This window comes from Bradyrhizobium japonicum USDA 6 (genome assembly GCF_000284375.1).
GTDB classification, from domain to species: Bacteria; Pseudomonadota; Alphaproteobacteria; order Rhizobiales; family Xanthobacteraceae; genus Bradyrhizobium; species Bradyrhizobium japonicum.
Genome location: NC_017249.1, coordinates 1,705,545 through 1,719,945 on the forward strand (window position 1 = coordinate 1,705,545; position 14,401 = coordinate 1,719,945).

8 protein-coding genes are annotated in these 14,401 nt (G+C 65.3%); 3 read left to right on the plus strand and 5 right to left on the minus strand.

Features of this window, described 5'->3' with window-relative positions:
* Nucleotide 1 precedes the first annotated feature (1 nt).
* Nucleotides 2-4,735, minus strand: a complete 4,734-nt coding sequence (gene gltB / locus BJ6T_RS07965) for a glutamate synthase large subunit (RefSeq protein WP_014491795.1) — start codon at nucleotides 4,733-4,735, stop codon at nucleotides 2-4.
* Nucleotides 4,736-5,226: 491 nt separating this feature from the next.
* Here gltB and BJ6T_RS07970 point away from each other — a divergent pair, with 491 nt between their 5' ends.
* Entirely contained in the window at nucleotides 5,227-6,006 is a 780-nt protein-coding gene (locus tag BJ6T_RS07970) for a hypothetical protein (RefSeq protein WP_014491796.1), read from the plus strand.
* A gap of 142 nt (nucleotides 6,007-6,148) precedes the next feature.
* On the opposite strand, the gene BJ6T_RS07975 is transcribed toward BJ6T_RS07970, so the two are convergent.
* Entirely contained in the window at nucleotides 6,149-6,919 is a 771-nt protein-coding gene (locus BJ6T_RS07975; RefSeq protein ID WP_014491797.1) for an alpha/beta fold hydrolase, read from the minus strand.
* Between the two features lie 153 nt (nucleotides 6,920-7,072).
* Entirely contained in the window at nucleotides 7,073-7,534 is a 462-nt protein-coding gene (locus BJ6T_RS07980) for an Hsp20 family protein (protein WP_014491798.1), read from the minus strand.
* A gap of 207 nt (nucleotides 7,535-7,741) precedes the next feature.
* Between BJ6T_RS07980 and BJ6T_RS07985 the strand changes: the two genes are divergently transcribed.
* A complete protein-coding gene (locus BJ6T_RS07985) occupies nucleotides 7,742-8,689 on the plus strand; it encodes an alpha/beta fold hydrolase (RefSeq protein WP_014491799.1) in 948 nt (315 codons plus the stop codon).
* Between the two features lie 58 nt (nucleotides 8,690-8,747).
* Here BJ6T_RS07985 and BJ6T_RS07990 read toward each other — a convergent pair whose 3' ends face one another.
* Both BJ6T_RS07990 and BJ6T_RS07995 read right to left on the minus strand, forming a co-directional pair.
* A complete protein-coding gene (locus tag BJ6T_RS07990) occupies nucleotides 8,748-11,558 on the minus strand; it encodes a di-heme-cytochrome C peroxidase (RefSeq protein WP_014491800.1) in 2,811 nt (936 codons plus the stop codon).
* A gap of 189 nt (nucleotides 11,559-11,747) precedes the next feature.
* Entirely contained in the window at nucleotides 11,748-13,544 is a 1,797-nt protein-coding gene (locus BJ6T_RS07995) for an adenylate/guanylate cyclase domain-containing protein (protein WP_014491801.1), read from the minus strand.
* Nucleotides 13,545-13,758: 214 nt separating this feature from the next.
* Between BJ6T_RS07995 and BJ6T_RS08000 the strand changes: the two genes are divergently transcribed.
* Entirely contained in the window at nucleotides 13,759-14,391 is a 633-nt protein-coding gene (locus BJ6T_RS08000; protein ID WP_014491802.1) for a LysE family translocator, read from the plus strand.
* Nucleotides 14,392-14,401: the final 10 nt, after the last annotated feature.

A 14,401-nucleotide genomic window follows, 5' to 3' on the forward strand; every position in this document is an offset into this window, starting at 1 on the left:
GTTACGCCCCGATCGCGATTTTCGGCTCGGCGTCCGCGTTGGCGGCCATTTCGCGCAGCGCGCGCCGGTATTCGACCGGCATCACCTTGCGGAATTTGGGCAGCCAGTCCTTCCAATTGGCAAGGATCTCGGCGGCGCGCTTGGAGCCGGTCGCTTTCGCATGGCGCGTGATCAGGACGTGCAGGCGCTCGACGTCGGAGTCGAGCAGGTTCCGGAACACGTCGACCCGGCCATGCGCCTCGAGGTCACCGGCGTGATTGTAGGTGCCGGCGTTGATCAGCTCTTCCGACAGGACCGGCTCGAGCTCAACCATGCTGAGATTGCACAGCTTGTCGAAGTCGCCGGCCTCGTCGAGCACATAGGCGATGCCGCCGGACATGCCGGCCGCGAAGTTGCGCCCGGTCTTGCCGAGCACGACCACGATGCCGCCGGTCATGTATTCACAGCAATGATCGCCGGCGCCTTCGACGACCGCCACCGCACCCGAGTTGCGCACGGCGAAACGCTCGCCGGCGACGCCGCGGAAGTAGCACTCGCCCTGGATGGCGCCATACATCACCGTGTTGCCGACGATGATGCTCTCTTCCGGCACGATGCCGCTGTTGGCGGGGGGCTTGACGATGATCTTGCCGCCCGAGAGGCCCTTGCCGACATAGTCGTTGGCTTCGCCTTCGAGCTCGAAGGTGACGCCTTGCGCCAGCCACGCGCCGAACGCCTGGCCGGCGGTGCCCTTGAGGCCGACATGGATGGTGTCGTGCGGCAGGCCGGCATGGCCGTAGATCTTGGCGACCGCGCCCGACAGCATCGCACCCGCGGAGCGGTTGGTGCTGTTGATCCTGGCCTCGATCTTCACCGGCGCGCCGCGGTCGAGCGCAGGCGTCGCCTTCTCGATCAGCGTGCGGTCGAGCACCGCCTCCAGATGATGGTTCTGGCGCTCGGAGTGATAGATCTTCTGGCCCTTCTCTTCCTTCTGCTTGACGAACAGCTTCGAGAAATCGAGGCCCTTGGCCTTCCAGTGCGCGACCAGCCTGGTCTGGTCGAGCAGCTGAACCTGTCCGATCATCTCGTTGAAGGTGCGGAAGCCGAGCGACGCCATGATCTCGCGGACTTCCTCGGCGACAAAGAAGAAGTAGTTGATCACGTGCTCGGGCTGGCCGGTGAAGCGCTTGCGCAGGACGGGGTCCTGGGTCGCGACGCCGACCGGGCAGGTGTTGAGGTGGCACTTGCGCATCATGATGCAGCCGGCCGCGATCAACGGCGCGGTGGCGAAGCCGAACTCGTCGGCACCCAGCAGCGCGCCGATCACGACGTCACGGCCGGTGCGGAAGCCGCCGTCGACCTGGACCACGATGCGGCTGCGCAGCCGCTCGCGCACCAAGGTCTGGTGGGTTTCGGCAAGGCCGATTTCCCACGGCGAGCCGGCATGCTTGATCGAGGTCAGCGGCGAAGCGCCGGTACCGCCCTCGAAGCCCGCGATGGTGACATGGTCGGCGCGCGCCTTGGCAACGCCGGCGGCGACCGTGCCGACACCGATCTCGGAGACGAGCTTGACCGAGACATCGCCCGTCGGGTTGACGTTCTTGAGGTCGTAGATGAGCTGCGCCAGATCCTCGATCGAGTAGATGTCGTGGTGTGGCGGCGGCGAGATCAGGCCGACGCCCGGCGTCGAGTGGCGGACCTTGGCGATGGTCGCGTCGACCTTGTGGCCGGGGAGCTGGCCGCCTTCGCCGGGCTTGGCACCCTGCGCCATCTTGATCTGCATCATGTCGGAGTTGACGAGGTACTCCGTGGTGACGCCGAAGCGGCCCGAGGCGACCTGCTTGATCGCCGAGCGCATGGAATCGCCGTTCGGCATCGGCTTGAAGCGGTCGGCTTCCTCGCCGCCTTCGCCGGTGTTCGACTTGCCGCCGATCCGGTTCATGGCGACCGCGAGCGTGGTGTGCGCCTCGCGCGAGATCGAGCCGAAGCTCATCGCACCGGTCGCGAAACGCTTGACGATGTCCTTGGCCGGCTCGACCTGCTCGAGCGGGATCGGCTTGCGCTTTTCCTCGTCCGCATTCTTGATCCGGAACAGGCCGCGCAGCGTCAGCAGCCGCTCGGACTGCTCGTTCAGGATCTTGGCGAAGGCGCGGTAGCGTTCCAGCGAATTGCCGCGGGCGGCGTGCTGCAGCAGCCCGACCGACTCCGCGGTCCAGGCATGATCCTCGCCGCGGCTGCGATAGGCATATTCGCCGCCGACATCGAGAGCGGTCTTGTAGACCTGCGCCTCGCCGAACGCGTCGGCATGACGGCGCACGGCTTCTTCCGCGATCTCGGCAAGGCCGACGCCCTCGACGCGGGTGTGGGTGCCGGCGAAGAACTTGGAGACGAAGTCGGCCTTGAGGCCGACCGCATCAAAGATCTGCGCGCCGCAATAGGACTGGTAGGTCGAGATGCCCATCTTGGACATCACCTTGAGCAGGCCCTTGCCGATCGACTTGATATAGCGCTTGACGATCTCGTAGTCGTCGAGCGAGCCGGGCAGGCGATCCTTCATCGCGATGATGGTTTCGAACGCGAGATAGGGGTTGATCGCCTCGGCACCGTAGCCAGCGAGACAGGCGAAGTGATGCACTTCGCGCGGCTCACCGGATTCGACGACGAGGCCGACCGAGGTGCGCAGTCCGACGCGGATCAGATGATGATGCACGGCGGCGCAGGCCAGCAGTGCCGGGATCGGCACGCGGTCGGTGCCGACCATGCGGTCGGACAGGATGATGATGTTGACGCCCTCGCGGACGGCGGCTTCCGCACGCGCGCAGAGCTCGTCGAGCACCTGGTCCATGCCTGCCGCGCCGAGACCGGCGTGGAAGGTGGTGTCGAGCGTGCGCGACTTGAAGTGCGACTCGGCCACATCGGAGATCGAGCGGATCTTTTCGAGGTCCGCATCGGTCAGGATCGGCTGGCGCGCTTCGAGACGCTTGGTGGTGGCAAGGCCCTGCAGGTCGAACAGGTTCGGCCGCGGTCCGATGATCGAGACGAGGCTCATCACCAGTTCCTCGCGGATCGGGTCGATCGGCGGGTTGGTGACCTGCGCGAAGTTCTGCTTGAAGTAGGTGAACAGCGGCTTGGCCTTGTCCGACAGCGCCGAGATCGGCGTGTCGTTGCCCATCGAGCCCGCGGCTTCCTCGCCGGTGGAGGCCATCGGCGTCATCAGGATGGAGATGTCTTCCTGGCTGTAGCCGAACGCCTGCTGGCGATCGAGCAGCGACAGGTTGGAGCGCACGCCGGTGGTCGGCACCTTCGGCAGCTCTTCCAGCACGATCTGGGTCCGCTCCAGCCACTCCTTGTAGGGATGGCTCCGGGCGAGCTCGGCCTTGATCTCGTCGTCCGGAATCAGGCGGCCCTGCTCGAGGTCGACCAGCAGCATCTTGCCGGGCTGCAGGCGCCACTTGGTGATGATCTGGTCCTCGGGGATCGTCAGCACGCCCATCTCGGACGCCATCACGATGCGGTCGTCTTTGGTCACGAGATAGCGCGCCGGCCGCAATCCGTTGCGGTCGAGCGTGGCGCCGATCTGGCGGCCGTCGGTGAAGGCGATCGCGGCGGGGCCGTCCCACGGCTCCATCAGCGCGGCATGATATTCGTAGAAGGCGCGGCGCTTCTCATCCATCAGGGGATTGCCGGCCCACGCCTCCGGAATCATCATCATGACGGCGTGCGGCAGCGAGTAGCCGCCCTGCACCAGGAATTCGAGCGCGTTGTCGAAGCAGGCGGTGTCCGACTGGCCTTCATAAGAGATGGGCCAGAGCCGGTTGATGTCCTTGCCGTACAGCTCGGAGCTGACGGAAGCCTGGCGCGCCGCCATCCAGTTGGTGTTGCCGCGTAGCGTGTTGATCTCGCCGTTGTGCGCGATCATGCGGTAGGGATGCGCCAGCGACCAGGCCGGGAAGGTGTTGGTCGAGAAGCGCTGATGCACCAGCGCCAGCGCGCTCTCGAAGTCCGCCTCGTGCAGATCGGGATAGTACTTGCCGAGCTGGTCGGCGAGGAACATGCCCTTGTAGATCACGGTGCGGCACGACATCGAGCACGGGTAATAGCCCGCAAGGCCGCGGTCGCGGCGCTGGTAGATCGCCTGCGAGATCGACTTGCGCAGGATGTAGAGCCGGCGCTCGAAATCGTCCTCGGTCTTGGCGGTGCCGTTGCGGCCGATGAACACCTGGATGCAGGCGGGTTCGGTCGGCTTCACGGTGACGCCGAGCGAGGAATTGTCGGTCGGCACGTCGCGCCAGCCGAGCAGGGTCAGGCCCTCTTCCTTGATCTGGTCGGCGATGATGCTCTTGATGACGTTGCGCCAGGCGGTGTCGCGCGGCATGAACAGCGCGCCGATGGCGTATTCGCCCGGAGCCGGCAATGCGAAGCCGAGCTCCTTGGCCTTGCGGCTGAAGAACGCGTGCGGGATCTGCACCAGGATGCCGGCGCCGTCACCGGCGCGCGGGTCGGCGCCGACGGCGCCGCGATGCTCGAGGTTGCAGAGAATGCTGAGCGCGTCCGCGACGATCTCGTGGGACTTCTTGCCCTTGATGTTGGCGATGAAGCCGACGCCGCAGGAATCTTTTTCCAGGCTCGGATCGTAGAGGCCTTCGGCCGGCGGGCGCGAATTGTGTTCCTGAATCGGGTCGGTCGTTTTCGAGGCGACCGTCGCCGACAGTTCTTCTGCCACGATGTTTGCGCGCTCGAATTGCGACCCGTTCATTGTTCCAATCCTCTCCATGCGGCAAGCTGCCTCACCGCTATCTTCGGCGCACCTTGGGCGTTCCGCGGCACCCGCCTCTGGGTCACCGCTCGTCCGCTGCGAGCCGCATTTTCTTAAATTCAGGCCAAGGCGTTCTTCGTCCCCGAGAACGGCTTTGCCTGTTGCCTTCCTGGCGCTCGAAAGCACCGAGTTTCGTTGCAATCCGTATGCCGGAACTGCAAGCAAAATTGAGACAGTCTTCCTGTCCTAACCATCACCTTGCCAAATTTTTGTCTATCACACAAGCGCGCGGAAGTCCCGATTCCCGGAGTGTCAATCAGCGCTTTCCGCATGGTATGCGGCCCCGGTTTTGAAGCAAACGCGCCCCGATCCGGCCCTGCCGACGCCGAAATCCCGAATGAAGCTTCGGATCAGCCCTTCGAAAGGCGCGCCACGCCGCAAGAAGCGAAAGAGCGCGAGACATTCGGGGGCCTGACAGGAGCGTGTCGACCATGAAGTTTTTCACAGGATGTGTGGCCGCTGCCACGCTGGCGCTGGTGGCGACGGCCGCCGAGGCGCAGGTTCCGGCAAACGGCGCTGCGCGGGGCGCCTATATCGCGGTCTCGGATTTCGACGGACCCTATGGGCCGCCCGAAGCCGCGCCGCCACCGCCGCCGCGCTACGGTTACGGTTATGGCTATGGCTACGAGGAGCGCGGCCCGGCGCCGGCGCTGCTGCCGCCGACGGAGGTCTACGCGGTGCTGCGCGACAACGGCTTCTCGCCGCTCGGCATCCCGCGCCTGCGCGGCAGCGTCTACACCATCGCGGTGATCGACCGCCGCGGCGACGACGGCCGGCTGGTGATCGATGCCCGTGACGGGCGAATTTTGCGCTTCATGCCGGCCGCTGACGCCTTCGGCATGGCACCCGGCGATGAGATGCCGACGGTTGCACCTTACCGTCCGCAAAGCGCGCTGCCGCCGCCGACCATGGTCCGCGGCGGCCCGCCGCGTCCGCCGGCCTCGATCCCGCATGTCGCCAGCCGCACCGTGCCGCTGCCGAAGGCCGCCCCGCGCCGCGGCGAGGCGCCTGTCGCCGCCGCCAAGCCGGCCGCGCCTGCACCGCAGCAGGCACAAGCGCCGCCGGCACAGCCCACCCAACAGACCGCTGCCGTGCAGGCAAAGCCCGCTGAAGCCGCCCCGCAAACCGCCGCGCCAACCGTCGGTCAGGCCAAGCCGGCCCCGACGATCATGCCGACGCAGGAGATGCCGGCGGCGCAGGGGCTGGACTAGCGCGTCGCTGATTTGACGCGACGGCGCGGATTACAGATTCGGTGTCGTCCCTGCGTTCGCGGGGACGACACCGGGGACAGACCTGAGCAAAACAAAAGCGCCCGAAAAGCTCGGGCGCTTTCTCATTGCGGCGATCGCGCGCTCAGCTCCGCGCATACCCCGCGGCTTCCAGGATCAGATTGGCCACGTCCTTTGGATGCGACACCAGCGAGAGGTGGCCGGCATCGAGCTCGATCGTGGTTGCGTTCATGCGCTTGGCGAGGAAGCGTTCGAAATCGGGATTGATGGTGCCGTCGTTCTTCGACACCGCGTACCAGCTCGGCTTCGTGTGCCATGCAGCTTCCGTGGTGCGGCCGGCGAAGATCGAGGCGGCCGTCGGCCATTGCACGGCGTAGAGCTCCCTGGCCTGCTCCGGCTTCACGCCATTGGCAAAATACTTCAGGAAGGCGTCTTCCGAGAGCTTTGTATAGCCGTCGCGCTCGACGATGCCGGCACGGGCCGGGCCTGCCGGAAACTGCTTCGACAGCGCGACGAAGTCTTCGTTCGCATCGGGCGCGCGTGCGGCGACGTAGACAAGGCCGGTGACCTTCGGGTCGTTGCCGACCTGGCTGATCACGGTGCCGCCCCAGGAATGCGCGACCAGCACGGTCGGGCCATCCTGTTCGGCGAGCGCGCGCTTGGTCGCCTCGACGGAGTCCGCAAGCGACGACAGCGGATTTTGCACGGCAGTGACGTGCAGGCCCGCGGCCTGGAGGATCGGGATCACCTCCGACCAGCTCGATCCGTCGGCCCAGGCGCCGTGTACCAGCACCACGTTCTTCGCCTTCACCGTCTGCGGCGTCTGCGCGTGAGCCAGGCTGATGGGGGCCGCCAGCAGGCCCGCGGCGACGAAAAGGCTGCGCCAAAGTGACATGATCGTGCTCCGTATTGTTCTTGCTGCGATGCCCAAAGGACGGAGCGTGTGGTCGCGGCGTTACGTCTCCTCACCGTTCTGTGATGCGATGCAAAACGAAAAAACGCCCCGGGGCACCGGGGCGTTTTCGCAACTTGGCGGCTGTCGGCGTGCTTAGGCGGCGACCGAGCTCTCGATCACCTGCGCCTTCGGCGCGCCCGCGTTGATGGCGATCTGGCGCGGCTTCTTGGCTTCGGGAATCTCGCGCACGAGGTCGACGTGAAGCAGCCCGTTCTCGAGCGAGGCGTCCTTCACCTGCACGAAGTCGGCAAGCTGGAAGGCGCGCTCGAAGGCACGCGCGGCGATGCCGCGGTAGAGCACTTCGGACTTCGAGTTCTCGTTGGCGACTTTCTCGCCCTTGATCGTCAGCGTGTTTTCCTTCGCGACGATGGAGAGCTCGTCCTTGGCAAAGCCCGAGACCGCAACCGAGATGCGGTAGGCGTTCTCGCCGGTACGCTCGATGTTGTAGGGGGGATAACCGGGGCTGCCGTCCGAACCGGCCTGGTCGAGCAGGCTGAAGAGGCGGTCGAAGCCGACGGTGGAACGGTAAAACGGAGTCAGGTCGTAGCTACGCATGGTCTAGTCCTCCATTGAGCGACTGTTGGTAACCCGCCCGCCAATCGGGCCGGGCTTTAGTCTGTGTGCAGCCTGATGTTCCGGTTCCGAAACACTGGTAGCGGCCTGCACCATGGTGATATGGGTTCAGGGGAACGGCGTTCAAGAGGGCGGCAATCTGCGCCTTTTCGGCGCTCCAGCCCCTTGATTTGCAGCATTTCTCGCCCAATGACGCTGATCTCGATTCCGTCCAATCCCGTTCCCGAAGACGTCGTCAGCGGCACCATCAAGACACCCGATGGCGCCGAGCTGCGCTTTGCGCGCTGGGCGCCGCCTGCGAACCGCAAGGGCACGGTCTGCGTCTTCACCGGACGCAGCGAGCAGATCGAGAAATATTTCGAGACCGTGCGCGACCTGCGCGACCGCGGCTTCGCGGTGGCGATGATCGACTGGCGCGGGCAGGGCCACTCCTCGCGCCGCCTGCGCGATCCGCGCAAGGGCTATGTGCGCGACTTCTCCGATTTCGAGATCGACGTCGAGACCTTCGTGCAGCAGGTGGTGCTGCCGGATTGCCCGCCGCCCTTCTTCGCGCTGGCCCATTCCATGGGCGGCACGGTGATGCTGCGGGTGGCGCATGCCGGCAAGCGCTGGTTCGACCGCATGGTGCTGTCGGCGCCGATGATCGACCTGCCCGGTCGCGCCACCTCGTTTCCGGCACGGGCGCTGCTGAAGACGATGCGCCTGATGGGGATGGGCGGTCGCTATGTCCCCGGCGGCAGCGACCACATCACCGGGCTCAATCCCTTCATCAACAATCCGCTGACCAGCGATCCCGTGCGCTATGCGCGCAATGTCGCGATCCTGGAGGAGGATCCGACGCTCGGGCTCGCGTCACCGACGGTCGCCTGGGCCGATGCCGCCTTCCGCGCCATGAACACCTTCAAGGGCAAGAACTACCCCTCCGAGATCCGCCAGCCGATCCTGATGCTGGCGGCCTCCAGCGACAACGTGGTCTCGACCGCGGCGATCGAGGAGTTCGCCTATCATTTGCGCGCCGGCTCCCATCTCGTGATCGCCGGTGCCAAGCACGAGATACTCCAGGAGCAGGACCGCTACCGCTCCCAGTTCTGGGCCGCCTTCGACGCCTTCGTGCCGGGCACGCCGCTGTTCAAGTGAGGAAGCAGCGGCGGTGCGCTCCCTCGCCCCGCTTGCGGGGAGAGGTTAGCAGGCAGCGCTACAGCGTCTTCAGATACTCGATCAGGTCGTAGCGCTCTTGCTCCTTGAGCACGCGGCCAATGGTGCCGTCCTTGCCGGGGCCCGGCGTGCCATCGAACGAATGGCCGGCATTGCTGTTGCCGAAGGTCTCGGTGCCATCAGACGCTCGCGTCGAGAAGCGCGACTGCCCGGTCTTGCAGCTCTCGCCGTCGACGACCGCGAAGCCGACCTGCTTCGGATCGTAGTCGCGACCACCACCCATGCAGAACGATTTGGGGCGCTCGGCCGCGGGGCTCAGCATCCAGTAGAGCGAGGGCACCGATCCGTTGTGCAGGTAAGGCGCGGTGGCCCAGACGCCGTTGAGCGGGCGCGCGCGATACCAGGGCCGCGGCTCCTTCGCCTCGGGCGGCTGCGGACCGGGATTCGGGCAGTTCTTGCGCTCACCCCACCAGGCCTGCTGGACCTTCGGGTCGATCTTCGCATCGTCCATCGCCTTGCGGCTGACGATGTCGACGAGCACCATCAGCCCGAGCGAGTACGGCATGTCGGTCGAAGAGACATCCGGCAGGTTGCAGCTCCACCAGGCATTGAGATTCTGCGTGGGATCGAGCTTGAGAAAGCCCGGGACCTGAACCGTCCGCGTCTCCAGCACGCTGGCCTGAGCGGGATCGGTGCCCATGCCTTTGACGCTTTTCTGGACCTCGTTGAGGAATTTGTCTTTGCCGATGGTCTCCCAGCGCGACGAGGACCAGATGCTCTGGTCCGGAAACTCGGTGTCGAACACGGGATCGTTGACCGGTCCGAGATGGCATTCGACGCAGATCTGCGCGTAGAGCTTGCGGCCGTTCTTGACGCGCTCGCCATCGATCTTCCAGGCATTGTCGCCGAAGATGTCCGACGGCCATTTCGGCGATGTCAGTCCGGAGAGCTGCTTTTTCGGATAGGGCGCCGACCCCTTCAGCAGATCCTCGATCCAATTCAGATTCTTGATATCCATCGACGAGCGGAACAGCGTGTCCTTGGGGGTATTGTCGGACAGATTGAGCAACGCCGTCACGCCCAGCGCTTCGCCGGCGTTGCGGATCAGCGGTTGTTCGATGGACGCGTCATATTGCGCGAATTTGAGCCAGGGCACGGTCCAGATCGGCGGGAAGCTGACCGGCGCGTCCTTGGCATGCAGATTCTTTTCGAAGCCGCTGAGGCCGCTGATCGTCATGTCCTGGGCGAAGACCTGATTGCCGATGCGGTTGAGCGCGTCGAGACGGCCGTATCCTTCCTCGGTGTCCTGCTGCTTCTCTTCCCGCTTCGTCTTCTCGTTGAACCTCGTCTTGCCGTCGATGGTCTTCGCGTAGGTCTTCTCCCAGTCGATCAGGAATGTGCTGATCGTGCGCAGCTTCTGCTTCAGCGCATCGCGATCCGCATCGCTGGCGGAGGGGCCGAGCACACGGTCGGCGAAGCGCGTAAAGCGACCCGGCACGAGGAGCGTGTAGGCGATCGACAGACCCGTCGTGACCTCGAGCTTCCTCAGGTCGGTCATCGCCGGGCCGCCGTCGAAACGGACGTCGATGCCTTTGTAGTGGATCTGGCCGGTGTGGCAGGCGGCGCAGGTCAGGCCGATCCGGTCCTCGCCGACCTGGCCGGTCGCAGGGTCCGGTACGCCGGTCATGCGCGCAAAGCCGACGGGCAGGCCGTCGACGTTTTCAGCCTGGGCGCCCCAGTTAACCGGCGGATCCCAAAGCCGCGCCGGTATCGGCTTGGTCTTGTCGTAGATGTTGGCGTAGCCGAACCGGCGCAGCGTGGCGTCATCGGTGTTGATCGTCTGCGGGCTGGGAATGAAGCCGAAGCGCTGCAGATGGTCGCTGTCATGCAGCATCCCGGGCTTGGCGAAGAAATGAAGCCGCGGCTGCTCGAGCGCCATGAACCAGCTATAGGGCACCGGGAAGGTCGCGGTGCCCTGACTGGCGTGATGAAACCAGTGCCGGTCCTCCAGCGCCCAGTTTTGCTCGAGCCAGTACGCGGCCCGGGGTTCGACGAGCTTCGGCAATGGCGGCGCCACGAGGTCACCGAGGATGCCGGGCAGCATCGGCTGGAATTGATCCGGAAAGCGCAGCGCCACGACGCCAAAGACGAGGAGCGCGGCGACGAGTCCGCCGGCAACGCGCAATATGAGCGAGGGCGGCTTGACAGGCTGGCTGACGATCCGCTGCGTGATCCTCTCAGGGAATTTGCGCTCGTTGAACAGCGTACGCACGTCGGCGATGGCGAGATAGCGGTTCTCGCCTTCGCCCTTGCCCATGATCTTCAGCAGGATGGGCCATTCGAATTGCATCAAGATCCGGTAATACCAGCGCGCAGCGCTCCCGGCGCGCTTGAGATTGTCGCGCATGTAGCTCTGTATTTCCGACGCGTTGATGCCGGGCTCGGTGCCGCCGCCGTTGGGATCGGAATAGTCCCTGCCGAAGCTGGCCAGGCGGGCGATCTGTTCCTCGTTGACCTTGCCGTCGACGCCGAGGATGCGCGAACCGGCGCCACGCTTGTCCAGCGGGCCGCCGCGCAGCGCATCGAGCTGTGCGCCCGAAAAGATGCTCTTCAGGATGTGACCGAAGCCGTTGGCGATCAGTGCGATGCCGCGGGTCTCGACGCGGGCCACCGTCTTCATCAGCCCCTTGTCGCCGCTCGCATTCGCGATCGTCTGCGATAGCTTGCCGATCGGGACGGTCCCGCCGTCGACGAAACCTTCGCCGACGAGGCCGCGCAGGAAGGGGCAGGGATTGTCTGGCGAGACCTGGATCGAGGGATCGAAGGGAGGCTTCGAGGCGGGGTCGTTCATGGCCCAAAATCCTGAAAACAGCGAATCGTGAAATGAAGACGCGCCGATAGAGCGCGGAAAGTCCTAACAAACCGACAGCAACTTATACTACTTCAGCGTGTAAAGAAGTGTGGCTGAATTCACTGTCCTGTCAATAAAAGCCGGCGCGAGGTTGCGAAGGGAGTGGATCGGGACCGAGAAGGCCGCCTGTCAGGACTCGGCCGCGCGTTTGACGTCGCTTTGCACCAGGGTCAGCTTGCTGAGCGGCACGCCTGCGTTCAGAAGCCCCTCGCGGTAATGGGCAAGGTCCTCGGGCCGCTTCCAGTGGAAATTGCGCAAGTGACGATCGACATTCAGCGTCGGGTAGTTGCGCATCAGCACGCCGACGGCCTCGCCCGCCTCATCGTCCCGCCCCAACTGTGCCAGCGCCGCGGCACGGATCGCCAGCGCCTGCATGTGGTTCGGGTTGATGTAGAGCTGCTCGCGGGCCCAGGACAGGGTCGCGTCGTATTGCCCCAGCAGATAATGGCTGAAGGCGTTCAGCGCGGCCCATTGGTAGCGCGGGTCGCTGTTGTCGCGCTGCGCGGCCATCGAGAACAGCTCGATCGCCTCGCGGTGCTCGCCGATGACGAAATGGCAGATGCCGAGCACGCCGCGCGCGCCCATGTCGTAGGGATTGAGCGCGACCGCGCGCTTGGCGGCGTCCATCGCGGCCTCGTAATGCCCCTCCATGGCATGCGCCCAGGACAGGATCGAGAAGGCGAAGGAGGAGCGCGGGTCGAGCCGGACGCTGGTCTCGGCGAGGGCCATCGCCTCGGTCCACATCTCGCGCGTGCCCTTGACCCACCCGAACTGGATGCTCTGGATCTGGATCGTGGCGAGATAGGCGTGCGCGATCGACAGTTTGGGGTCGAGGCTGATGGCTTCGCGGAACAGGCCGACGGCGCTGGCCAGGTCTTCCTTGGTCTGCCGGTAGTAGTGCGACAGCCCCTTGAGGAAGCGGTCCCAGGCGGTCACGTCGGTGGAGAGCCGCGCCGGCGCCGAGGCCTCGGCACGGACGATCTCGGTGGCGATGGCGGCGGACAGATTGGTGGTGATCTCGTCCTGCATCGCGAACAGGTCGCCGATGTCGCGGTCGTAGCGGCCGGTCCAGAGCTGCTCGCCGGTCTCCGGCGCGACCAGCTCGGCGGTGACGCGGATCTTGGCTCCGGCGCGCCGCACCGAGCCCTGGATCAGATAGGTGGCATCGATCTCGCGCGCGATCAGGCGGGTGCTGGTGTTCCTGCCCTTGAACGCGAAGGTCGAGTTGCGGCTCAGCACGCGATAGAAGGATTGCAGCGACAGCGCGTGGATCAGATCCTCGGTGAGGCCGTCCGAGAAATATTCGTCCTGGGCGTCGCTGAGATTGGCGAAGGGCAGCACGCCGACGATCGCTGTGCGGTACTGCTGCGACAGCGCCGACGCCTCCCGGAGCTCGGGCGCGAGCACCGGCGCACCCTCGGGCATCCAGGTCCAGACCCCGATCGGGTCCTTGATGTTCTTGAAGCGATGGTTGCCGGCATCGACCAGCAGCGCGGTCAGGTGCTTGCTCGCCTCCCGGTAGGCCTTGGCCGAGATGGCGAAGCCGCCGGGGCTCGCCACCGATTCGAGGCGGACGGCAATGTTGACGTCGTCACCGAATACCTCGTCCTCGTCGGCGATGACGTCGCCCATGTGGATGCCGAGGCGAAACTGCATGGCGCGCTCGGCAGGCAGGTGATGGTTGCGCTCCGCCATCAGCGTCTGCATCGCGATCGCGGCCTCGACGGCGCCGACGATGCTCGGGAATTCCAGCAGGAAGCCGTCGCCGGTGTTTTTGACGACGCGGCCGCCATGGTTGAGGATGATGGGATGGATCGCGCTGCGATGGGCCTTGAAGGCGGCATGGGTGCCGGCCTCGTCGCTGCCCATCATGCGCGAATAGCCGGCGACATCGGCGCAGACGATGGCGGCCAGACGTCTTTCCATAATCCGGAGCTCCAAGAGATCGATGACCGGCCACGGCGTGGCAGTCGCCTCGAATCCCGCATTTCCAAGAACCTTGCCTTTATAGAGCAGATAAGGCTGAGCGAAAGCATGATCCGCATTGCAAATTTGAGGTAAATTCCCCGCAATCCTGGCGGTGGACGGCGGCGGCCGAACCGAATAAGCCCGCCTTTCAGGACGGACGGGGGCACCTCACATGCTGGGCATTCACGAGATCTGGCTCTTCATCCTGTCGGGCATATTGCTCAACATCACGCCCGGCCCGGACTCGGTCTACGTGATCGGCCGCAGCATGCAGATGGGCTGGCGGGGCGGCGCCTCGGCCGCGCTCGGCATCAGTTTTGGCTGCTTTTTCCACGTCGCGGGCGCGGCAATCGGCCTTTCGGCGCTGCTGATGGCCTCATCGACCGCCTTCTCGATCCTGAAGCTGGTCGGCGCGGCCTATCTCGTCGTGACAGGACTTCAGATGCTGTGGTCGCGCCCGGTGCTGGCCGCAGTCACCGACGAGCCGGCGCGCAGCCCGCTGCGGCGGGTCTTCCTCCAGGGCGTCTTCACCAACGCGCTCAATCCCAAGGTCGCGCTGTTCTTCCTGGCCTTCCTGCCGCAATTCGTCGCAGCCGATTCCCCGGACAAGCCGCTCGCCTTCCTGACGCTCGGCCTGATCTTCATCTTTACCGGGACGTTGTGGTGCCTGGTGCTGGCGGCGTTCGCGGCAAGGGCCGCCCATCGCTTGCGGAGCTCCGAAGGCGCGATCGCCTGGGTCAATCGCGCGCTCGGCGGCCTCTTCATCTATCTCGGCATCCGCGTCGCCATGCTGGAGACGCGATAATTCATTCGAA

Excerpts from the sequence above, each read along its gene's own strand:
- gltB (WP_014491795.1), bottom strand. The coding sequence starts at position 4,735 with ATGAACGGGTCGCAATTCGAGCGCGCAAACATCGTGGCAGAAGAACTG.
- BJ6T_RS07970 (WP_014491796.1), top strand. The coding sequence starts at position 5,227 with ATGAAGTTTTTCACAGGATGTGTGGCCGCTGCCACGCTGGCGCTGGTG.
- BJ6T_RS07975 (WP_014491797.1), bottom strand. The coding sequence starts at position 6,919 with ATGTCACTTTGGCGCAGCCTTTTCGTCGCCGCGGGCCTGCTGGCGGCC.
- BJ6T_RS07980 (WP_014491798.1), bottom strand. The coding sequence starts at position 7,534 with ATGCGTAGCTACGACCTGACTCCGTTTTACCGTTCCACCGTCGGCTTC.
- BJ6T_RS07985 (WP_014491799.1), top strand. The coding sequence starts at position 7,742 with ATGACGCTGATCTCGATTCCGTCCAATCCCGTTCCCGAAGACGTCGTC.
- BJ6T_RS07990 (WP_014491800.1), bottom strand. The coding sequence starts at position 11,558 with ATGAACGACCCCGCCTCGAAGCCTCCCTTCGATCCCTCGATCCAGGTC.
- BJ6T_RS07995 (WP_014491801.1), bottom strand. The coding sequence starts at position 13,544 with ATGGAAAGACGTCTGGCCGCCATCGTCTGCGCCGATGTCGCCGGCTAT.
- BJ6T_RS08000 (WP_014491802.1), top strand. The coding sequence starts at position 13,759 with ATGCTGGGCATTCACGAGATCTGGCTCTTCATCCTGTCGGGCATATTG.